The 22,883-nt window shown below is 48.6% G+C and carries 18 protein-coding genes; 8 read left to right on the forward strand and 10 right to left on the reverse strand.

The window, feature by feature from the left end:
- Positions 1 to 108 precede the first annotated feature (108 nt).
- Positions 109 to 594: a DNA polymerase III subunit chi gene (locus LC431_RS01915; RefSeq protein WP_013577147.1), complete on the forward strand. Its 486-nt coding sequence runs from the start codon at positions 109 to 111 to the stop codon at positions 592 to 594.
- Positions 587 to 3,442 carry a valine--tRNA ligase gene (locus LC431_RS01920; RefSeq protein ID WP_112151030.1) on the forward strand — a complete coding sequence of 952 codons (2,856 nt, stop codon included), beginning with the start codon at positions 587 to 589 and terminating at the stop codon, positions 3,440 to 3,442. The genes LC431_RS01915 and LC431_RS01920 overlap by 8 nt, the downstream gene beginning before the upstream one ends.
- A gap of 89 nt (positions 3,443 to 3,531) precedes the next feature.
- Here the strand turns inward: LC431_RS01920 and LC431_RS01925 are convergent, their stop codons facing one another.
- The 8 genes from LC431_RS01925 to LC431_RS01960 all read right to left on the reverse strand — a co-directional run bounded on the left by LC431_RS01925 (position 3,532) and on the right by LC431_RS01960 (position 13,497).
- Complete coding sequence (locus LC431_RS01925; protein ID WP_205569701.1) at positions 3,532 to 4,563, reverse strand: LysR family transcriptional regulator; 1,032 nt, start codon at positions 4,561 to 4,563, stop codon at positions 3,532 to 3,534.
- A gap of 494 nt (positions 4,564 to 5,057) precedes the next feature.
- A complete protein-coding gene (locus LC431_RS01930) occupies positions 5,058 to 6,014 on the reverse strand; it encodes a fimbrial protein (protein WP_162906081.1) in 957 nt (318 codons plus the stop codon).
- Between the two features lie 14 nt (positions 6,015 to 6,028).
- Complete coding sequence (locus LC431_RS01935) at positions 6,029 to 8,644, reverse strand: fimbria/pilus outer membrane usher protein (RefSeq protein WP_013577151.1); 2,616 nt, start codon at positions 8,642 to 8,644, stop codon at positions 6,029 to 6,031.
- 47 nt (positions 8,645 to 8,691) lie between these two features.
- The gene (locus LC431_RS01940) at positions 8,692 to 9,381 is read right to left on the reverse strand and encodes a molecular chaperone (protein ID WP_013577152.1); all 690 of its coding nucleotides are present in this window, start codon (positions 9,379 to 9,381) and stop codon (positions 8,692 to 8,694) included.
- A 62-nt stretch (positions 9,382 to 9,443) separates the two neighbouring features.
- Complete coding sequence (locus LC431_RS01945; protein WP_013577153.1) at positions 9,444 to 9,953, reverse strand: fimbrial protein; 510 nt, start codon at positions 9,951 to 9,953, stop codon at positions 9,444 to 9,446.
- 54 nt (positions 9,954 to 10,007) lie between these two features.
- Positions 10,008 to 10,523 carry a fimbrial protein gene (locus tag LC431_RS01950; RefSeq protein ID WP_015690498.1) on the reverse strand — a complete coding sequence of 172 codons (516 nt, stop codon included), beginning with the start codon at positions 10,521 to 10,523 and terminating at the stop codon, positions 10,008 to 10,010.
- A 754-nt stretch (positions 10,524 to 11,277) separates the two neighbouring features.
- The gene (locus LC431_RS01955) at positions 11,278 to 12,303 is read right to left on the reverse strand and encodes a M48 family metallopeptidase (protein ID WP_013577155.1); all 1,026 of its coding nucleotides are present in this window, start codon (positions 12,301 to 12,303) and stop codon (positions 11,278 to 11,280) included.
- Positions 12,304 to 12,306: 3 nt separating this feature from the next.
- A complete protein-coding gene (locus tag LC431_RS01960; protein ID WP_013577156.1) occupies positions 12,307 to 13,497 on the reverse strand; it encodes a YjgN family protein in 1,191 nt (396 codons plus the stop codon).
- Positions 13,498 to 13,757: 260 nt separating this feature from the next.
- On the opposite strand from LC431_RS01960, the gene LC431_RS01965 reads away from it, so the two are divergent.
- The 4 genes from LC431_RS01965 (at position 13,758) to LC431_RS01980 (ending at position 18,224) form a co-directional block, all read left to right on the forward strand.
- On the forward strand, positions 13,758 to 14,261 hold the full coding sequence (locus LC431_RS01965) for a GNAT family N-acetyltransferase (RefSeq protein ID WP_013577157.1): 504 nt from the start codon (positions 13,758 to 13,760) through the stop codon (positions 14,259 to 14,261).
- Positions 14,262 to 14,305: 44 nt separating this feature from the next.
- The gene (locus LC431_RS01970) at positions 14,306 to 15,046 is read left to right on the forward strand and encodes a MurR/RpiR family transcriptional regulator (RefSeq protein WP_013577158.1); all 741 of its coding nucleotides are present in this window, start codon (positions 14,306 to 14,308) and stop codon (positions 15,044 to 15,046) included.
- 147 nt (positions 15,047 to 15,193) lie between these two features.
- On the forward strand, positions 15,194 to 16,726 hold the full coding sequence (locus LC431_RS01975) for a PTS transporter subunit EIIC (RefSeq protein WP_013577159.1): 1,533 nt from the start codon (positions 15,194 to 15,196) through the stop codon (positions 16,724 to 16,726).
- A gap of 64 nt (positions 16,727 to 16,790) precedes the next feature.
- Positions 16,791 to 18,224, forward strand: coding sequence for a 6-phospho-beta-glucosidase (locus LC431_RS01980; RefSeq protein ID WP_223509201.1), 1,434 nt, complete (start codon positions 16,791 to 16,793; stop codon positions 18,222 to 18,224).
- A gap of 36 nt (positions 18,225 to 18,260) precedes the next feature.
- Here the strand turns inward: LC431_RS01980 and rraB are convergent, their stop codons facing one another.
- Entirely contained in the window at positions 18,261 to 18,686 is a 426-nt protein-coding gene (gene rraB / locus LC431_RS01985; RefSeq protein ID WP_119262127.1) for a ribonuclease E inhibitor RraB, read from the reverse strand.
- Between the two features lie 168 nt (positions 18,687 to 18,854).
- Here rraB and argF point away from each other — a divergent pair, with 168 nt between their 5' ends.
- Complete coding sequence (argF, locus tag LC431_RS01990) at positions 18,855 to 19,862, forward strand: ornithine carbamoyltransferase (RefSeq protein ID WP_013577162.1); 1,008 nt, start codon at positions 18,855 to 18,857, stop codon at positions 19,860 to 19,862.
- A gap of 160 nt (positions 19,863 to 20,022) precedes the next feature.
- A complete protein-coding gene (locus LC431_RS01995) occupies positions 20,023 to 21,825 on the forward strand; it encodes a sugar phosphorylase (protein WP_013577163.1) in 1,803 nt (600 codons plus the stop codon).
- On the opposite strand, the gene LC431_RS02000 is transcribed toward LC431_RS01995, so the two are convergent.
- Positions 21,806 to 22,276: a YhcH/YjgK/YiaL family protein gene (locus LC431_RS02000; RefSeq protein WP_013577164.1), complete on the reverse strand. Its 471-nt coding sequence runs from the start codon at positions 22,274 to 22,276 to the stop codon at positions 21,806 to 21,808. The two genes, LC431_RS01995 and LC431_RS02000, sit on opposite strands and share 20 nt — an antisense overlap.
- Positions 22,277 to 22,883: the final 607 nt, after the last annotated feature.

Genomic DNA, 22,883 nt, shown 5'->3' on the forward strand with positions numbered 1-22,883 from the left:
GCTAAATAAGATATAATCTCCACTATCAGGGTCTGGTTCGCCAGCCCCTCCACAGGCGGGCGCACCAGTTGCGCCCCTGTTTTTTCTCAGCAGCACAGTGAACTCATCATGAAACAGGCAACCTTCTTTCTTCTCGATGCGCCGGACGCCAGTGGCGAGCTCAGCTCGCACGAAGCACTGGCCTGTCTGGTCGCCGCTGAACGTTACCGGATGGGCAAACGTGTTCTGCTGGCCTGTGAAGATCAGAAACAAGCTGAGCGCCTGGATGAAGCGCTCTGGCAACGCGAGCCGAACCACTTTGTGCCCCATAATCTGGCCGGTGAAGGCCCGCGTTTTGGTGCGCCGGTAGAATTATGCTGGCCGGGAAAACGCGGCAATGCGCCACGCGACTTGCTCATCAGCCTGCTGCCTGAGTTTGCAGATTTTGCTACTGCTTTCCATGAAGTGGTAGACTTCGTTCCTTACGAAGATTCCCTTAAACAACTTGCGCGCGAACGCTACAAAGCCTATCGCAGCGTGGGTTTCTCTTTGACGACGGCCACGCCGCCCTCAGTCACCACATTGACCGACGAAAATACGAAGCGAAATGGATAAGACATATAACCCGCAAGACATCGAGCAGCCGCTTTACGAGCACTGGGAACAACAGGGCTATTTCAAGCCACATGGTGACACCAGTAAAGAAAGCTTTGCCATCATGATCCCGCCGCCGAACGTCACCGGCAGCTTGCACATGGGTCATGCTTTCCAGCAAACCATCATGGACGCCATGATCCGCTATCAGCGCATGCAGGGGAAAAATACTCTGTGGCAGGCGGGGACTGACCATGCGGGTATCGCAACGCAGATGGTGGTTGAACGTAAAATCGCCGCTGAAGAAGGCAAAACCCGTCACGATTACGGCCGTGAAGCGTTTATCAACAAAATCTGGGACTGGAAAGCAGAATCCGGCGGCACCATTACCCGCCAGATGCGCCGCCTGGGTGATTCCGTGGACTGGGAGCGTGAACGCTTCACGATGGACGAAGGCCTGTCTGACGCCGTGCGCGAAGTGTTCGTTCGTCTGTACAAAGAAGACCTGATTTACCGCGGAAAACGTCTGGTGAACTGGGATCCGAAACTGCGTACCGCGATTTCAGATCTTGAAGTGGAAAACCGCGAATCCAAAGGTTCCATGTGGCACCTGCGTTATCCGCTGGCTGACGGCGCGAAAACCGCTGAAGGCAAAGATTACCTAGTGGTCGCCACCACGCGTCCGGAAACCGTGCTCGGTGATACCGGCGTTGCCGTTAACCCGGAAGATCCGCGTTACCGCGATCTGATCGGCAAAGAGATCATTCTCCCGCTGGTAGGCCGTCGTATTCCGATTGTTGCCGATGAACACGCCGATATGCAAAAAGGTACGGGTTGCGTGAAGATCACCCCGGCGCATGACTTTAACGACTATGAAGTCGGTAAACGTCACGGCCTGCCGATGATCAATATCCTGACTTTCGATGGTGACATCCGCCAGACCGCTGAAATCTTCGATACTAACGGCGAAGAAAGCGATGCATGCGCCAACGATATCCCTGAGCAGTTCCGTGGCCTTGAGCGTTTTGCCGCACGTAAAGCCGTGGTCGCCGCCTTCGACGAAGCCGGTTTGCTGGAAGAAATCAAACCTCACGATCTGACCGTGCCTTACGGTGACCGTGGCGGCGTAGTTATCGAACCAATGCTGACTGACCAGTGGTACGTGCGCACTGCACCGCTGGCGAAAGTTGCGGTGGAAGCCGTTGAGCAAGGCGACATTCAGTTCGTGCCGAAGCAATACGAAAACATGTACTTCAGCTGGATGCGTGACATTCAGGACTGGTGTATTTCCCGTCAGCTTTGGTGGGGACATCGCATTCCGGCGTGGTATGACGCCGAAGGCAACGTGTTTGTTGGTCGTGACGAAGCGGAAGTGCGCAGCGAGAACAACCTGGGCGCAGACGTCGTGCTGACTCAGGACGAAGACGTGCTCGACACCTGGTTCTCTTCCGGTCTGTGGACGTTCTCCACACTGGGCTGGCCAGCACAGACACCTGACCTGAAAGCTTTCCACCCTTCAAGCGTGGTCGTCAGCGGCTTCGATATCATCTTCTTCTGGATCGCGCGCATGATCATGATGACCATGCATTTCGTGAAAGACGAAAACGGTAAGCCACAGGTTCCGTTCCACACCGTGTATATGACCGGCCTGATCCGTGACGACGAAGGGCAGAAAATGTCCAAGTCCAAAGGTAACGTTATCGATCCGCTGGATATGATTGACGGTATCTCGCTGGAAGATCTGCTGGAAAAACGTACCGGCAACATGATGCAGCCGCAACTGGCAGAGAAAATCCGCAAGCGCACCGAGAAGCAATTCCCGAATGGCATCGAACCGCACGGTACTGATGCCCTGCGCTTCACGCTGGCGGCACTGGCGTCTACCGGCCGTGACATCAACTGGGATATGAAGCGTCTTGAAGGCTACCGCAACTTCTGTAACAAGCTGTGGAACGCCAGCCGCTTCGTGCTGATGAACACCGAAGATCAGGATTGTGGCCTGAACGGCGGCGAACTTGAGCTGTCACTGGCTGACCGCTGGATCCTGGCGGAATATAACCGCACGGTGAAATCTTACCGGGAAGCGATGGATAACTACCGCTTCGATCTGGCTGCCAGCATTCTGTATGAATTCACCTGGAACCAGTTCTGCGACTGGTATCTTGAGCTGACCAAGCCGGTCATGAACGGTGGCAACGAAGCGCAACTGCGTGGCACCCGTCATACGCTGGTGGAAGTGCTGGAAGGTCTGCTGCGTCTTGCGCACCCGATTATTCCATTCATCACCGAAACCATCTGGCAGCGCGTGAAATCGCTGAAAGGCATCACAGCAGAAACCATTATGCTGCAGCCTTTCCCTGAGTTTGATGCAGCAAAAGCGGACGAACTGGCGCTGGCCGATCTCGAGTGGATCAAGCAGGCGATCATCGCTATCCGTAACGTGCGTGCCGAGATGAACCTGTCTCCGGCTAAGCCGCTGGAACTGCTGCTGCGTGGCGCGAGTGCGGATGCACAACGTCGTGTGGAACAGAACCTGAGCTTTATTCAGTCTCTGGCGCGTCTGGAGTCCATCACCATTCTGCCTGCTGGCGACAAAGGCCCGGTCTCTGTTACTAAGCTGGTGGAAGGTGCGGAACTGCTGATCCCAATGGCCGGTCTGATTGATAAAGATGCCGAGCTGGCACGTCTGGACAAAGAGATGGCGAAACTGGACGGCGAGATTGCTTCCATCGAAGGCAAGCTGTCTAACGAAGGTTTTGTGGCGCGTGCGCCGGAAGCGGTTGTCGCCAAAGAGCGCGAACGTCTGACGGCCTGTGGTGAAGCGAAAGTGAAACTGGCGGAACAGAAAGCCACGATTGCTGCGCTGTAATCTCAGCCAGATGTAAATGTTAAAATCTATAAAAACAGATGCCAGTCAGGGAAACCTGACTGGCATTTTTTATTCCTGCTACACCCTGATTAACGCGGGGAATTATTCTGAAATTCCTGCAAAAAAGTATCTGTCATTTTTCTCACCAGCGTTGAGAAAAACTGGTTATTAAGTGCTGCTTTATTGTAAACCATATAGACCGGTTGAGAAGGCAACGTCATATCCGTCGACAACTTCTGGATATCAAAAGCATTTTTCATTTTTTCATAGAAACGTTCTGTGATAAAAGCCAGCATGTCGGATGTTTCTACCATCGAGATAATGGAGAGAAATGAAGGGCTGATAAACCGACATTTCCTGTCAACTTGCAGCAAAGTATTAACATCCAACCTGTTAGATAAAAGACTAGTACTCTCGGAATCAACGAAAATATGGCTCTCTTGCGCAGCCTGCTCCCTTGACAGGCTCCCTCTAAGGCGAGGATGCGATCGGCGGCAAATCATCACCGGCACTTCGCTGGAAATATGCTGGCTAACCCGGGAATGGCTAACGTGCGGATGAACGTCAAAAATGATGTCAGCCTTACGGAAAATCAGAGCATCTTCAGTTTCAGCAATCGAATTGCCGCTCGTGCTGTGCACTATTTCACAGTCGGGTGCAATTTCATCCAGTACCTTGCGCATCACGTTTATCGTAAACATTGAAATGTAAGGTGAGCAGTGAACAACAAGTCGGGTCGGCAGAGAATCAAACGAGATATTCTGCAATTTCGCCACTAAATTGTCGTAAGCCTCCGCCAGGCCTTCGTGTATCCCGATCGCAACGGTGGTCGGTGCCAGTGCCTTACCATCCCTGATGAACAATGCATCATTATAATGAACACGTAAGCGCCCCAGTGCCTGACTGACAGCAGAAGGCGTGATGCCAAGGGCATCTGCGGCTTTGGTTCCGCTACGATGAATAAAAACAGCCTCAAACGTAGTCAATAAATTGAGATCAAAATTTTTCACCATTTTAAAACGATCGGTGAGTGTGTTCTCTTTCATCCTGTCCAGTCCCCTGACCTCTGGTGAAATACGAGAGTTCGTATTCTCAACATCAATCATAGTCAAGATACTCAATTTTGGTCTCCTTACCAGCAATTAAATTTCATGTATCACTCTGTAAAAATAAGGTTTTTGTCTAAAAAAACAAATAATGCCTTTCATTAACACCACGGTATATAAAGTAAATAGCAGGCTGCAAGACAGTTTTAGTTAAACCTTACTTAACTATACCTTTAACAAAGTTAAAGTAAAATCCACTTTTTTTTATAAAATATATTTTTTTCTTATAAATTTTCTATGATTCAAAAAGATATAACCATAATTAACTTTTCTGAAAAATATATTCAGCAAATAACACGAATTGAACCTCATTTTAAGCATTGTCGTTTTCGCCAATACGACTCGTCTCCTGTCCATCCCGATAAATGGAAAAATAAGGCGTGTTATCGGGACGAGTGTGATTTACTCATCTGCCATTTGGGGCGGGTGGTGGTGTGTACGAATCTTCACATTGAAAAAGAAACAACGAAGCCCCCAGTTTTCACCAGGGGCTTCGTTGTTTACCGCAATTAATTATACTGGATAACAAATGCTGCAGTGGCTTTCAGTTCGCCCCCCGTGATCTGCTCGTCAGTTTGTACATAACGTGCCTGCAACGGAATAGTGACATCCATTTCCCGGGTTGTGTTAACAATATTATAAGAAGTATTAAAATCCAGATCCTGACCATTCATTGCCAGACGGATCCCAAGTCCTTTTGCTTCACTATCTGAAGAAACAGGAATGATATTATTGCGACCTTCATTATTGAATACGCGGAAATAGACCGGTGTATTGGCACCGCAGGTAAGACGGATATTTGCATTAGCCGTTTTACTCGATTCACTGCCGATACCATCAAAGTCCTGATTACTCACCGGCGGCATAGGAACCGAGATGGATGAGGAATCGATAAAATCACAGCCAATTTCACTAATTGTCGCAAAAAAATTGTATGACCCTACTTTGTATTGGTTGCCACTATCATCATGTAAATACACGCTAAACAAAACGCCAATTATCCAACCCGGCGTAACCGTGCCGGTTTTCAGAAATTCAATATTGACCTGAGGTGACATGAGAGGTGAAACCGCGCTCGTTCTGACAACGGTTGAATCATTGTTGACCACCTCTCCGTCTATTTTAACTCTGAAACCGATTCCTTCGGCACTACCTTCACCGGTCCCGCTTCCGAAAATATTATTTCCCATAGGCGTACGTGTGGCTTGCGTTTTAATAGTATAGAAGTAGGTACCAGTGCAAGAATCGGCAAATTTCTTCCCCCCTGCCGGATTGGCATTGGTATAGAAAACACTGCCTATGGGTGTTTCACGAGTTATTGGCAAAGTGCCTACACTCGTACTGAACCTATTTTCAGATTGCACATTCTGACACCCCGCGCTTGCGGCAAAACAGGTCAAAGCAATGGCAATGAATAACCCCAGATTACATATCGATTTCAATAAAGGAATATTCTGTCTGTTCATTATCTTTCTCATAATTATTTGCATTGTGCAGAGGCTTGCTTGATCAAATCTTCAGCAGTTTCCGGGGTGCTCGCGAGTTGATAACTGGCATAGCATTGCTTCTCTGTGCCATTACCCCATTTCGCCAACAAGCGCCCTTGTGCTGCCAGCCCGGTCAGATAGACCTCGCCATTCTCACCAACAATGCCTGTATTGTCTGTTTCGCTGTCCATGACAGAAACTACAGTACCGAACGGCAATGGTGCACCTGCGTAAGTCATCGTAATTAACGCACGATCGCCTACTTTGGCATTATATTTCGCCAAGACGACTGCGCCCTTGGTCGGTATAACGGTTAATGAAGGTTCTGCAATATCCAGTTTCGAACCCATACTTTCGGTTCTTAGCCTCACTTCATTTTTCTTGTACGGCTGAGCGTAAGGTACGACAGCATAACCACGCCAGTCGGTACTCACACCCGTACTGTTTTCAATGTAAACATCAGATGCCCCAGGTGCTTTAACAAGCGTCACACTGTCGCCCATATATTGAGAAAGCGTTACACCATTTTCATGTACTAATACGCCACCTGACAGGCCATAGGTCATTTGTTTATTTTGATCGGTATAGCTATACCCCACCAGCGCTTCACCGGATGAACCTTTATAATCTAATGAGGAAGACCCTGAGGCACCGCCGCCTTTATTTTCATAACCTTGTTGAACGCTATAACTAAGGTTATTATTTTCAAGTAATGTTCCATTAACACCCGCTTGCTGTGTTGTTGAACCATCTTTACGCGAAGTCATATTATAACTTGCCCAGGCCTGAGATGAATTCATGAATGCGCTGAACGGAATAGACATATTAAATGCCAGAACCTGATCGGATTCATCAATACCCGGGTTTTTGGTATAACTATAATTCAGGCCGTAAGTCATACCTTTAAATGAGCTGGTTAATCCGGTTTGTAATGATAGTTCTTTGCCATCGCCTCCCCAATAATCTTGTTCACTGGCGCTAAAATAAATCGTAGCAAGGTCGGCGATATTCTGATTAATGCTGGCCTGAATTTTACTGCGAGCATTATGGGTACGATTAAACTCGTCCAGCCCGTCTTCCGTTTCTGCGCTAAATTTCTGCACATCGTCAAAGGAATAATATCCTTTGGTGGAATAACGATAACCAGCAAGTTGCAAGTTGGTATCGGTTTGATCGATATTTTTCGCATACATGAGGCGGTAGGATTGCCCGGTCTTATCACCGATACCCTCAAGGGTACTGACTGCATGGGTGACGTCTAAAGACAACGCACCAATTCGGCCCATATCCATACCCAGGCCCGCCGATGCGGCCTTATAATTATCGGCAAACTGTGTGCCACCATAGGCGGTGATGTTTGACGAAAGACCATAAATTGCGGTCAACTGGCCAAAATAAGGCTCTTCTACATCTTCCACGCCAGAACGATAGCGACCTGCCGTGGCGCTGTATTTCAGACGCCCTTCACGTTGCAGGATTGGCACTGAACTGGTGGCCTGAGTGTATTGCGTTGTCGACCCATCGGCCTCTTTGATTGTTACTTTCATATCCCCACCGTTACTGGAGGGATAGAGGTCAGTAATCGAAAACGGTCCAGGTGCCACGTTCGTTTGATAGATGGTGTAGCCATCCTGCTCGATAGTCACCTGAGCGTTACTGCGCGCGATACCGCGAATTATCGGCGCATACTGGCGTAAACGGTCCGGCAGCATATTGTCATCAGAAGATAATTGCGCACCAGTGAACTGGACACTGTCGAAAACTTCACCCGGCGAGGAGTATTCACCGAGCGTCAGTTGCCCGCCCTGCAGGAAACGCACATCGCGTTGCAAATAGGTTTGAATTGAATCCCATGATTGCGTTTTATCGCCATCATCATTGGTATTATCAGCATAGGTTGAATAATTACGTAAACGCCATGCACCAAGGTTAATTCCGCTACGCAGGTTCAAATAGTTAGATTGCGAGTCACCGCTGATCTCATCGTCAGTATCGGAGCCGGAATAGTTATAGTTCACCATTAACGCAGGGATACCGTCATCCCAAAGAGAGGGATCTACAGCATTTCGGATATGTGGCCGAACGCCGATTTGAGGGACAGTAATGTAATACTTCCCCCCTGCCAGATCGAGTTTTTCTGTGGCGTCTGGTATATAGGTTACCAGCGGTTTTTCCAGCGTCTGACCTGGAGATTGCGTTTTTAATGCCGGGAAAACGTCGTCTTTTACACCATACTCATAGAGTTGCGCAGGCGTCACTTTACCGAAAATCTTCCCCGGTGAATCAGGAACATCAACGAAGATAACAGAGCGTCTTTCAATTAACTCATTATTCAGGAAGACATCCACAGAATAAGTGCCAGGTGCTTGCCCACCTTCATTGGCAAAATAATTAAGATCGACGCCATCCATGTTACCGCCGTTGCCGACAGCTTTGAGCATTTCCGCACTAAATTCTTCTGCTGCAAAAGAATTATAATTAAATGCCAATAAAATTAATAAGGGCAGACTTTTTAGTTTGAATATCTGCTGTACTCCGCAATGATTAACAGTCCCGAAAAAAAAAGAGTGTTGTTTTTTCCTTGCAGAAAATCCTTTTTCGTCCTGCATTATTCTTCCTTATTAAAAATGGTGTTGAGCGATCTTATTTTTCAAATTTAAATTTTGGCATGACTTAGTTTTGAGATTCCGCCGTAATCATCAATAACCGTCCAGGAGACGTCATTACCCATAGGCGCTTTTTTTATTTTCGTACTTGCCAAAGGCGGAACCATAACACTTTCAGTTACTGGTGAGTTGTTTACAGTAATTTTACCGAATGAGACGTAATATGGCGTAGGGTTAGTCACAGTTAGACCTTCGCCCGAGCGGCTGAATTTAACCTTTGAATATATATCTTTTAAATCTTGATTGTTTAACGCGGCAGGACGATAAATCAATTTCAATCGGTTATTCACTGAGAACTGTAAGCTACCGCCTTCATCACTTTTCTTTTGTGATGGTGGTATCACCAGAACATTCATCCAGTAAATTGATTCCCGATCTTGTGGCAAACCAGCGGCAGATTTCAGCGCAATACGAATAATGCTATTTTGGTTCTTTTCAATTCTGAAAAGTGGCGGGGTAGCGATAAAGGGTATGCTTGCTTTACTTTCATCCTCAAAATTGCTGACCCAGGAGCGGACCAAAAAAACTGAGTCGATGCCTGTATTATTAACAGAAAGCGATGTTTCTTTCATATCACTGGAGAAAACAACTCGCGTAGCACCCACTGTTACACCAGCGGTAGCCTGAAAAATAAAACATAACCCTAACAGGCCACATATAAAAATGGCTGCACGTTTCATACAATACCTCGAAAAAAAACGGAATAAGTCACCTTATTCCGTATATTTATTAAGATTCAAAATTATTGATAAGTAATTTCGAACGGAAGATTAAGAGTCCAGGAGCCGGTGCCAACATTACTAGTCTTGGTACGAGTCAGAGCAGCAACATAGTTAAGGGTGTTATCCCCTTCAACCAGGGCAGCCGGCATATCAGTATTTGGAACCTGAAGAGTACCATCGGCTGCTTTGATGATAGTACCTACAGCACTAGGAGTTGCATCAGTAAACTGGTTAGAGGTACTTGAGTTGCCTTTAAACTTCACGTTTGCGCTCGTCACGGATGCAGGGCAACCACGCAATACCAGACTAAATGGCTCTGATGCACCCGGAGTAGTTTCACCAACAGCTAATGCATTAAGGGTAGATGCTGCTACTTTCTCAATAGTTACAGTCAAATCTTTTGACTCCAGAGAACAAGCAGTAGATTTAACGGTACCGGTAAAATTAAGTGTACCATCAATAGCGAATGCAGCCTGAGAACTCAGTGCAGCAAATACAAATACAGCTGCTGAAACCATTTTCATTTTCATGAGATAATCCTTTATATATTCAAATATCAGCGAATTAAAAATTCACTTATTTTATTAATTGTAAGACAGAGTGAAACTGGTCGTTGCATCAAATGCGCCACCAGTTACAGATTCGCCCACTTTAACCGGAGCTGCTTTCAGGTTAATTACTGCGGTACCCAGTTCTGGATTTACAGCCACTGGGTTCGATTCTGTCTGAACTGCCAATTCGCTGCCATCTTCGTTATACAGACCAATACCAAAGCCCGTTGCTAAAGAAGAATCAGATAATTTCAGTAATTTATTGTTGGTGACGTCTTTATCACCGTTGGTGGTCAACTTCACATTCGCTACGGCCGGGCAACCGGTCAGGTTAATCGTGATGTCTTGTTTTGCAACGGAGCCATCAACAATTGCACTGCCTGAAACATCACCAAATGCGATCGGTGCAAGTTCACCATCAACCGTACATGCACCGGCAATAATTTCACCTTTGAATTTCAGGCTACCAGACTCATCTGCCGCATGAACACTTGCAGCAGCCAGGCCTGCAGCTAACAGACCCACTTTAAAATAGGTATTCATTTTCATCAACATATCCCTTTGCTTTTTGAGTTTACATTTCATAGACAGTACTGTCCGATTTAATAAAGCAGTAAGTTCTGTAAAATAATTACGCGCCCTTACTTCTGGGGCAGATAATAGTGCATCACAGGGATAACAATACAGCCGATCTCCTTAATTAATATTTTAGTAAAGTTAACGAACAATGTTTTAACCTTGAATTACATGCAAAAACCTATATATTCGCAAACAAAAATACTAGTAATTAAATAACTTTAGAACATACACCACATTAAATGTACAGACTAAACAATACCAGTACCTCGCATTATCCAGTTGAAATATAATGGGATATTTCATAACAGCGCGGGAGGCAATCCGACGAAAAAGTATCAACGGGCATGACAGTAAAAAAATTAGCGGAGTGCCTAAAAAACAATATGTTATTAAAGCTGGCCAATCAAAACCGGAAATAAATGTTTATTATAAATAATAATAATTATAAAAATCATCAGAGGAAATAGAAAATAGGATGAAAAGATAATAAAAACAAAAGCACAGTTCTGGAAGTAACGCTGATACCCGCAAGTCTTATTAACGACCTGATCAGTTTTTCCAAATTGTTATCTTCGCCCGACTTTGCTTTTTCATCTGAAGTCGTTGAGTTGAAGATACTTAATGCTATCGGCGAATGCAGTCGCGAATTTTACGGTGACCTACGAGTAAGACTTCACGTTCTGACGGGTTCTTTCGCGGACCCGTCAGAGGTTTTAGATCATCACTACTCCTTTGCCGCATCCCTGATATGCCCGATACGTGACTGCATCGCAGGATGTGTGCTGAGCCAGTCAGGTAACACGCCGTCCGCTTTCTCCTTCTGCGATTCTGCGGATACCCTGCTGTATATTTCCGCCATTTGCTCAAGCGAGCGCCCTTCCCGCTTCATTTCTGCTATCGCCCAGTTATCCGCTTCACGCTCCATACCGCGGGAAAATTGCAGTTCATTCGCCAGCGATGCCGTTTGTAATAAGGTATCGCCAATGCCGCTGACATCGCCGGTCATCCATAACAGCGTGAGGGACACCAGCGAGGAACGCACCAGCATGCGCATGGGATGCCGGTAAGCGTGATGTCCCATCTCATGCAGCATTACCCCTGCCAGCGCGTCATCACCCGGGCTAAGCGCCACCAGTTTATCGCTGAGGATCAGCGTGCCGTCCGTCAGCATGAAAGCGTTAGCCACATCGGGAATATTCATCAGCTTCAGCCGGACCGGCGTACGGTCGGTGCGTAATGACGGCGGGATCACCTGCTGGAAAAGCTGCTGAAGTGCTTTCTGTTTATCGGCAGGCAACGCCGAATCCCGGAAATCACTGGCGCTGAGCAGTGTCAGCGTATGACGCCCGAGGTTTTGCTCAACAGTGGTGGGAATTCGCTGCGCAATCACATTGCTGGCCCACGGCAATAAACCGTAGATATAAAAGAAAATCAGCAGGCAGGTCGCCAGTAAGGTGAGGAGCACCCCGCGCTTATGGCTTTCCATGCGGTATACCCAGCCGGGCCGGCGATGCTGCCGTAACCAGTGACGAAATGCACCGTCATCGGCAGGCACAAAACGGCCACCATCGGGAAAAGTGAGAAACAGCGGGATCGTGCCCAGCGCATCAGAAACCTCGATCTCGCTGAGAGAAAAAGTCGGGTTCAGGTTTTCAGCTTCCAGCGTCAGACACGGGTCGCCGCCCAAAAAAAGGCGGGCAGCCTTGCGAGCTGCCCGTCCAGGAGGCTGATAAAAGCCTTCAATGATCATGCATTACATTCCGACGCCAAGGTCGAACGCCTGAGTCACTTCTTCTGCCACTGCCGTGTTGGCGGTGTCAGCATGCGCCTGAACTTCCAGCAGGGATAAATCACCGGTCACCGCCGTGCAGGCTGCCATATAGCGGGCGGAACGGACATGGGCGACAGGCGTTGCCAGCCCCAGCGAGCAGACCACAATCAGCGCATTGGTGAACAGCAGACCCAGATAAGACATCGTTTTCATGGATGAACGCAGTTTCACGCGGTCACCGATTTGCGTCTGGTTAAAGACGTAATTGCGCACAGCCACCACCTGATAGCTCGCCACCACCAGCGCGCCGACAAACATGATGATGAAGGCCAGAATGAAGCTGAATAAATTGCTCATCAGCATCATGCCCGCCATGTCTTCAGACATGCCCCCCATATAAGCCATCTGTAACAGCGTAGTGAAGAAGGAACCCATCAGCCACAGGGCGATGATCAGGAAAGGCAGGAATAACACAATGCCCAGCAGGCTATATTTAATAAATGCGGCTTTTTTCAGATCAGCGCGGAAAGCGGTATTGCCGAAAAAGAGATTATTCACATACAGATCGTGTGTCATGGCGCTGATAATACCCTGCACCGCTGCCACACCCGGTACCAATGCCACCGCCACTAATACCACGCTGATCAGAATCGCGCTGATACTGGCCATCTGAACGGCAATTAATACCACCGCAGTGATCGGAATATACAGCGCCAGCATTAACAGAATCGGACACAGATACATTGTCCAGTACGCACGGCCTGTTTTGCAGTGATAGTTAAAACGCACACCACGGTAACTGGTCATGATCGCGTTATAACGCCAGCTGCGGATAATCACCCAGGGCAATAGCGCGAGGAAAACCAGCGCAATCAACAGAGCCAGCTGAGGCAGCAGTGCGGCCAGAATATAAAAGACGATAATGCCGCCAATCACCAGCAAACGTCCTTTCAATATCTGAACGGGTTTTGCGTGGTAATCAAAACGGTCGCCATTAATTTCGGTATTACCGAGGAAATAACGACGACGGCGAACGGTCGCCCATGCCGAATAAATCCCCAGAGTGATGATGGTTAATAATGCATTAACCAGCCATATTGCGAAATACTCTCCGCCCTTGCCATGAAAACGTACCTGATGCAGGTTATCGTTATATTGATTATTATCTGACATTTTTATCTTTCGTCCTGAAAGGAATGGGAAGCCGCCCTTCTTAAAATAAAGAAAGGTGGCAGAGCACATTGTGTAACGATGAAGATTTAATCATGTCTCTGACCTTTCAGGCAACGAATTATTCCCTCTGCCAATGAAAAAAATTCGCATTTGGGATAAGTAAAATCATCGGGAAACGCCTGCGGCGTTGCATCAGCACGCCCTAAAATGGTATTAAAACGGTCTGTTTGTTTGCCTGTTATTGAAACTGAGTGAGTAACATGACGACCTCCCTTCCTGTCAGCGTGCGGGTGCGCCCGATACGCCATGAAGATAACGCTGCCATCGCTAACGTGATCCGCCACGTTTCTGCCGAATTTGGCCTGACCGCCGATAAAGGCTATACCGTCGCTGACCCGAATCTGGATCACCTGTTTGAAACCTACAGCCAGCCCCGTTGTGCCTACTGGGTGGTAGAACTGGACGGGGTGGTCGCGGGCGGTGGCGGCGTCGCACCCTTATCCGGTGCAGATAACGATCTGTGTGAATTGCAGAAGATGTATTTTATGCCAGCACTGCGCGGTCAGGGGCTGGCAAAACGACTGGCCTTACAGGCCATTGAACATGCACGCCAGCAGGGCTTTGCCCGCTGCTATCTGGAAACCACCGCCAGTCTGACCCAGGCGATTGCGCTGTATGAACGTCTGGGTTTCCATCACATTGACTGCGCCCTCGGCAACACCGGCCATGTCGATTGTGAAGTGACGATGTTAAAACACCTCTGACACCGTTGACGTTCTTTATTCGCGCTTTGCAAACAGGCATCTGAATGTTCACACATAAAGCCATTTCAGCGTTAAACGAACTGGAACTGACGGTCTACAACTACATCGTCAAAAACGGCGATAAAGTCATGTACATGACCATTCGTGAACTGGCGGATGCCGCAGGTGTCTCGACCACGACAGTTTTGCGCTTCTGCAAGAAAATGGATTGCGACGGTTATTCCGAATTTCGTATCCGTTTCAAGTTGTTTTTAGAGCATGAAGAAAAGCCGCCGGTGTCGTTTGGCATCAGTGAGATCATCAGTTATTTCAAAAGTATTAATAACAGTGATTTTGATGAATTATTAGAAAAGGCCGCCCGCCAGATTGCCAATGCGCAGCGTATTATATTTGTCGGCGTCGGGACATCAGGTTCATTAGGAAAATACAGCGCACGCTTTTTCTCTAATGTCGGAAAATTCAGTACCTTTATTGATGATCCTTATTTCCCGATCAACAGTGATATGTATAAAGACGCTATCGCTATTATTCTTTCTGTCTCGGGTGAAACGGAAGAAGTGCTGCGTTTTGCTACGCAGTTCAGCCAGCATAATTGCAAAATCATCAGCCTCACTAACAGCGAGAACTCAACACTGGCGCGGCTTGCAGACCTCAACATCTCTTATCACATGCCGCAAATAGTCCTCGAAGGACAATATAATATTACCACGCAGATCCCGGTACTTTATATTATTGAGACCATCGGCAAGAAATTACCGTTAATAAAACGTGACTCAGCGCAATGAAAAAACAGGGTGTTTTTAATAAGTAACAAATCACCCGATTTGATTTTTGTTATATCGTGACAATACCTTTTCTTTTGCTACACTCCTGCCGACGAGTAAAAAAACAAAAAAGCTCACCTCTGTATTCCCGCAGGAGAATAATAAACAATGGCTATTGATTACGCTCAGACCGCTCAGGATATTGTTAAATATATTGGTGGCGATAATAATGTGATTAGCATCACACATTGCGCCACACGTTTACGCTTTGTTCTGAAAGATAATAAAGCCGTCGATAAAGAAGAATTAAAACGAGTGAAAGGCGTTATCACCGTTATCGAGGCCGGCGGACAAATGCAGGTGGTGATTGGCAATCACGTGAGCGACGCGTACAAGCAGGTGCTGAAACTGATCCAGATTGATGAAAATGCACCGGTTTCTGCACCGAATGTGGGTATTGTCAGCCGCGTCATGGACGTGATATCCAGCATCTTTACGCCTTTCCTTTATCAGCTTGCCGCCTGCGGTATTTTGCAGGGGATTATTTCCTTCCTGGCTGCCATCGGCATTATGGACGCCAGCAGCGGTACCTACCGTATTCTTAATTTTGTGTCGTGGACGGCCTTTACCTTCCTGCCGGTGATGATTGCTTTCACCGCCGCGAAAAAATTCAACGTCAATCCTTTCACCGCAGTCATTACAGCCTGCGCGCTGATCAGCCCCGATTACATGAATATGCTGACGGCCTTTAAGATAACGTCGATCAACTCCGCCGATCCGGCCATGCAGCAACTGATGCGTGAAGCGGTCAGCAATCCTGATATTGCGAATATCCTGCAGAACGTGGTCGGTATTCCGGTTTCCGCACCAACGCTCGATTTCCTCGGTATTCCGGTGAAATACCTGAGCTATACCGCGTCGGTTATCCCGATCATTCTGATGGTCTGGGCAATGTCTTACATCGAGCACTTCTTCAATAAAGTGCTGCCGGTGGTGATCCGCAACCTGTTCACACCGATGTTCTGTATCGCGATTATGGTGCCGATGACCCTGCTGGTGTTTGGCCCGGTCGGAAACCTGATCGGTGGCGCGATTGGCGGCGTTTATAACACCCTTTATCACCTGAGCCCGACCATTGCAGGTTTCGTGGTGGGCGCATTCTGGCAGCCGCTGGTCACACTTGGCGTTCACTGGGGCATTACGCCGGTCACCGTCGGCAACTACGCGACGCTGGGTTACGACACTTTTACCGGCCTGCAGGCTTCTGCCGTCTTCGCGATGACCGGCAGCATGTTTGGCGTGTATCTGAAAACCCGCAGCCGCGAAATGAAAGGGATCTCATTGTCTGCGGGCGTCACCGGCCTGTTCGGTATCACTGAACCCGCTATTTATGGTGTGGCGCTGCGCCTGAAAAAACCTTTCCTGTGCAGTTGTGTCGCAGGAGGGATTGGCGGTGCGATTGCCGGTTCCTTTAATGCAGTTTCATGGAGCTACTGCCTGCCGGGGATTGCCGTACTGCCGGTGTTCTTCAAAGAAGGTCATATGCCACAGTTCCTCGGTTTCCTGTTGTCCATTAGCGTCGCCTTTGTGCTCGGTGCGTTGTTCACCTGGCTGGTCGGTTTCAAAGATGAACCCGATGTTACCGCGACCCAAAAAGTACCGGCAGAAACCCGTCGGGCTGCGCAGGCTGAAATGAATTAAATCTGACATTACGATCTACAGGGCAGAAGCAATCTGCCCTCATCAAGTATCCAGGGAGAATCAAATGAATCATCAGTTACCGAAAGATTTCTTGTGGGGCGGCGCGGTAGCGGCGCATCAGGTGGAAGGCGGCTGGAACCAGGGCGGCAAAGGCATCAGCATTTGCGACGTCCTGTCCGGCGGCGCGCACGGCGTTGACCGGGTGATGACCGACGGCGTGCTTGACGGCTACAGCTATCCGAACCACGAAGCCGTCGATTTCTACTCGCACTACAAAGAAGACATCGCGTTGTTCGCCGAAATGGGTTTCAAATGCTTCCGCACCTCGATTGCCTGGACGCGCATCTTCCCGAACGGTGACGAATTACAGCCAAACGAAGCCGGTCTGCAATTTTATGACGATATGTTTGATGAGCTGCTCAAACACAATATTGAGCCGGTAATCACCCTCTCCCACTTCGAAATGCCGTGGCATCTGGTGAAGGAATACGGCGGCTGGAAAAACCGTCAGGTCGTCGATTTCTTTGTGCGTTTCAGCCAGGTGGTGATGGAGCGTTACAAAGGCAAAGTGAAATACTGGATGACCTTCAACGAGATCAATAACCAGCGTAACTGGAAATATCCGCTGTTCGGTTATTGCTGCTCCGGCGTGGTATTTACCGAGGAGGAAAATCCGGAAGAGACGATGTATCAGGTGCTGCATCATCAGTTCGTGGCCAGCGCTAAAGTGGTGAAACTTGGCCATGACATCAACCCTGATTTTCAGATTGGCTGCATGATCGCCATGGTGCCGCTCTATCCGTTCTCCTGTCATCCTGACGACGTGATGTATTCCGTTGAAGCAATGCACGAACGCTTCCTGTTCAGCGACGTCCATATGCGCGGTTATTACCCGGCGTATGCGCTGAAAGAGTGGGAACGTCGCGGCTTCAACATCAAAATGGAAGATGGCGATTTACAGGCACTTCGCGATGGCTGTGCGGATTACATCGGCCTGAGCTATTACATGAGCAACGCGATTTCAGCGCACAATCCGAGTGATGATAATGGCTTGTCAGGTTTTGCGGGCAGCGTGCCGAATCCGCATGTGAAAGCGTCTGACTGGGGCTGGCAGATTGATCCCGTCGGGCTACGTTACACCCTGAATATTTTGTACGAGCGTTATCAGAAGCCGCTGTTTATTGTCGAGAATGGCTTTGGTGCGATCGACAAAGCGGGTGATGACGGCGTCATTCACGATGATTACCGCATTGCGTATCTGAAAGAACACATCGCGCAGATGAAAAAAGCCGTGCTGGAAGACGGCGTGGATCTGATGGGTTATACGCCGTGGGGCTGCATCGACTGCGTGTCGTTTACCACCGGGCAGTACAGCAAACGTTATGGCTTCATTCACGTCGATAAAAACGATGATGGCAGCGGCACCATGGCGCGCTCGAAAAAGGAGAGTTTCGGCTGGTATCAGAAAGTGATTGAGAGTAACGGGGACGTGCTTTAATTAACGCCTCCCCCTGCGAAGGGGGAGGCATTCAGATTAATGACGTTTTCCGTCATCATCTTCATCAATGAAATCTTCGTCTTCGCCTTCTTCACCTTCTTCGTCGTCATCGCCTTCGAAGTAAGTGCCCCAGCCGTCATAGTTGACGCCGTTGGCCTCGGCCAGATTCATCAGTTGCTCAACCTGGATGTCGATCAACTCCGCTTTCAGCGCGATTTCACTGATCACGTCGCAGCACATCACGGTTGAACCATCTTCCACTTCCAGTTCTTCAGCGTCAGTGACTTCATAACCCAGTTTGAATGCTTCAACTGCTGCTTTCTCCAGAACTTCAAACTTCTCTGAAGATAAGTGGTGTTCGATAGTGTAAAGCGCGTCAGGATCACTGCCATCATCCAGCAGTTCTTCGATGATTAAGCGAGTCTCTTCACGTTGTTCTTCCAGCAATTCACGGTTTGCCATATCTCTGTCCTCAATCAATGTGACGTTTGTACGCTATTTTCACACACCGCAGGGCGCGTCTCCACTATAAACGACAAAGTTTTTGCTGCGGGGTTGTATTTGCATATCCATCCAGTTAAATTGAATTTAAATTCAATCCGAAATGCTTACGCGCTATGGAGCGACATCATGAGTTTGTTGAGTAAACGTCATTTTCTCAGGTTACTGGATTTTACCCCGTCAGAGATTTCGTCACTGCTGAAACTCTCCGCAGAATTAAAAGCGGCTAAGAAAAACGGCACCGAAAAAGCCCGCCTGCAAGGCAAAAACATCGCGCTCATCTTCGAAAAAGACTCAACCCGCACCCGATGCTCTTTCGAAGTTGCCGCATACGATCAGGGGGCGAAAGTCACCTATCTCGGCCCAAGCGGCAGCCAGATCGGCCACAAAGAATCGATGAAAGATACCGCCCGCGTCCTTGGCCGCATGTACGACGGTATTCAGTATCGCGGTTACGGTCAGGATAAAGTGGAAATTCTGGCGCAATATGCCGGTGTTCCCGTGTGGAATGGCTTAACCAACGAATTCCACCCGACGCAGTTGCTGGCTGACCTGCTGACCATGCAGGAACACCTGCCGGGCCAGCCACTGAAAGGCATGCGTCTGGCCTATCTGGGCGACACCCGTAACAATATGGGCAATTCGCTGCTGGAAGCCGCCGCATTATGCGGTCTGGATTTGCGCCTTGTCGCACCGTCGGCCTGCTGGCCGGAAGCCGAACTGGTCGCCACCTGTGAGCACCTGGCGAAAGAAAATGGCGGCAGCATTACCCTGACCGAAGATATTGCGACCGGCGTGAAAGATGCTGATTTCCTGTATACCGACGTGTGGGTTTCCATGGGCGAGCCGAAAGAAGTCTGGAAAGAGCGTATTAATTTGCTACGCCCTTATCAGGTCAACAGCGCGATGCTGGCGCTGACCGGCAATCCGCAGGTGAAATTCCTGCACTGTCTGCCAGCCTTCCATGACGACCAGACCACGCTGGGCAAACAAATGGCGGAAGAGTATGGCCTGCACGGCGGCATGGAAGTCACCGATGAAGTCTTTGAATCCAGCCACAGCGTAGTATTTGATCAGGCTGAAAACCGTCTGCATACCATCAAAGCGGTGATGGTTGCCACCCTCGGTAACGACTGATTTCCCCCGGGCGTGCAGCAAGGATACACTTCCTGCACGCTGCAATCTTTACATCGTTTTGCACTTTATCCCGCCCGTTCCCGCCAGAAGACTGCATTTTCAGCTAACCTTTTTAAAGCGCTTTGGTCAAAAAAACAAAAATGCAGAAGAAGGAACCGATATGAGCTCAGTCAATCTTGAGTATGTTCTGCGGCTGGAAAGCCTGTTAAGCAGGATTTACCCCCGGGAACACATCGCCGACCTGCTGAAAAAAATCCTGCATCTCGCCGACAAATGGAATTACGGCAAACACCGCACCACCCGCTGGGTGGATGGTACCAATATTTATCTGATTACTTATGGCGATAATATCCGTCACGGCGAGCAACCGCCGCTGGCGACGCTCAATCATTTCGCTAACACTTATCTGCGCGACATTATCAGCGACATCCATATTCTGCCGATGTATCCGTACAGTTCAGACGACGGCTTTAGCGTCATTGACTACCGGCGGATCGATGAACATCTTGGTGGCTGGTCAGATATTCATCACCTTTCGGCCAATTTCAACCTGATGTTTGATTGCGTGATCAACCATATTTCCCGCTCAAGCGAATGGATGAAAGGCTATCTGCATGACGATCCGTATTACAAAGATTACTTTATTGCCGCTAATCCCGAGCTGGATTACAGCCGCGTCGTGCGCCCGCGCGCTTCGCCGCTGCTCTCGCCATTTATCAAAACCGACGGCACCGAACTGTATCTGTGGACGACGTTCAGTGAAGATCAGATCGATATTAATTTCAAGAATCCTCAGGTCTTGCTGGAAAGCATTGATGTGCTGTTGCAATACGCCGCCAGCGGCGGACAGTCGATCCGCCTTGATGCGATTGGCTATATCTGGAAAGAAGCCGGGACGCGCTGCATTCACATGCCACAGGCGCATAACATCATTAAAGTCTGGCGCACTATTCTCGATGAAGTGATCCCCGGCACGCGGATCATCACTGAAACCAACGTCCCGCATCACGAAAATATCAGTTATTTCGGCGAAGGTGACGAGGCACACATGGTGTATCAGTTCCCGCTGCCACCGCTGACCTTGCACGCTTTTTTGCGTCAGGACACCACCACGCTCACCCAATGGGCGCAAAGCCTGAATGCGGAAGCCCGTTACCCTGACACCACCTATTTCAACTTCCTTGCCAGCCACGACGGCATCGGTTTACGTCCGACCGAAACCTTCCTGACCGATGACGAACGTAAATACATGGCGCAGGAAACGCTGCGCAAGGAAGGCCGCGTGTCCTATAAAGACAACGGCGACGGCACCCATTCGCCTTACGAACTGAACATTAATTACCTGAGCGCGCTGACCGAACCGGAAGATAATACCGAGATGAAAGCCCGCAAGTTTCTGGCGGCACAGGCGCTGTTATTGTCGTTTATCGGCGTCCCGGCGATTTATATTCACAGCCTGCTGGGCAGCGAGAACGATCTCGACGGCATGCATCAGTCCGGGATCAACCGCCGCATCAACCGTAAAAAGCTGGACCTGATGGATATTGAAGCTGAACTGGAAAAAAAAGACGGCTTACGCGCCCGCATTTTTTACGGATTACAGGCACTCATCAGGCACCGCCGCGAGCACCCGGCATTTTCACCGCAGGCTGGCCAGCGCGTGTTTGATCTGGGCAAATCGCTGTTTGCGATGGAACGCTATGATCCGAAAACCGAAGACCGGATCAGCTGCATATTCAATATCAGCGATCATTCGCAGATGCTGAAGCTGGCGGTCGAAGGGAAGGATCTGATTAGCGGAGAAGTATTTAACGGCCAGATGCGTCTCCAGCCGTGGCAGGTGGTGTGGATCAAACACAAACTCAAAGCGCCGGAACGTCTCGGCAGGCTGCGTCGCTGGCGGATGAAGCTGATCAAGCGCACAAAGCGCTACACAATAAGCATTAAGCGGACAATGCGCTGACGTTCATTTTCACCACGGCTTTACGCACATTGGCCGGTTCGCCGACGGCGCACAGCGGTTTATGCACTTCGCCCGGATAAAACACCACGAAATCGCCGGTCTGCATGATCATGGTTTTTTCCTGCTCACCGGCAGCCAGGAACGCGATGTCTTTCTCTTCCAGCCAGTCGGTATCGACATACCCTGCCGGTAAGTTGCTGAACGTCATGCCTTCGGTGCCGTTGAGGATAATCTGGATATCCAGATTACGTGCGTGGAACTCGGCACGGCGTTCAGCCTGTGGCGCAGTGGAATCATTGGAAACCAGCACAAAAACGTCGTTGCCGCGGATATCGTGTTTACCCAACGGGGTGTCCGGCGTGATGTGTTGTTTAACGTATTCAATGGCCTCGCGCAGCTCAGCGGGCAGATAAGGGACGAGATGCAGTGCGTGGATGTTTCCTGTGATCATCATAACCTCGGGTTTGTAATGCATGAGTGAAACAGCGTTTCATAAATACTAATCCTGTTTGCTGTCTGCTTGCCAGAGCGGGATCAAAATTTTGACTTTCTGGGGGATATTTTTGTGGCTGAACATCACCCGTAGCCGGTAAACAATGGTTATGCAGTCAGATTGCATAAACCCTGAAAACGTATTCAGTGTGGCCCTTTCATCCTGTTGGTATTACGGATTTTTTATAAAAACTCACTCACAGATCACAAAGTTAATTAAACCGAAAACACCCCAAATAAATCATAGTTATTTAAGGTTTCAGAGTATTTATAAATATTTAATCATGAAAAAAGACATTCTATGCAGACGAGAAATAAACCCCTTATTTTTTAGCGGATTATAACTGAGTAAACATTATCTCAATCGGTCATTTACTGTCAGGATAAATAATTACGCTGATATTTCGTTTATTATTCACTTTACTGCGCCCGCTAATAAATAAAACAATGACGCTTATCAATCAACATATAACCTCTTTCATCCGTTTATTCTGATGCGATCTGAATCACATATTAAATGCCTGAGCGGAATATTATTCACTCCGTTGCGGGCACATTCCATTTCA

It is taken from the genome of Rahnella sp. GSA61A (assembly GCF_019969905.1).
Taxonomy (GTDB): domain Bacteria; phylum Pseudomonadota; class Gammaproteobacteria; order Enterobacterales; family Enterobacteriaceae; genus Rahnella; species Rahnella aceris.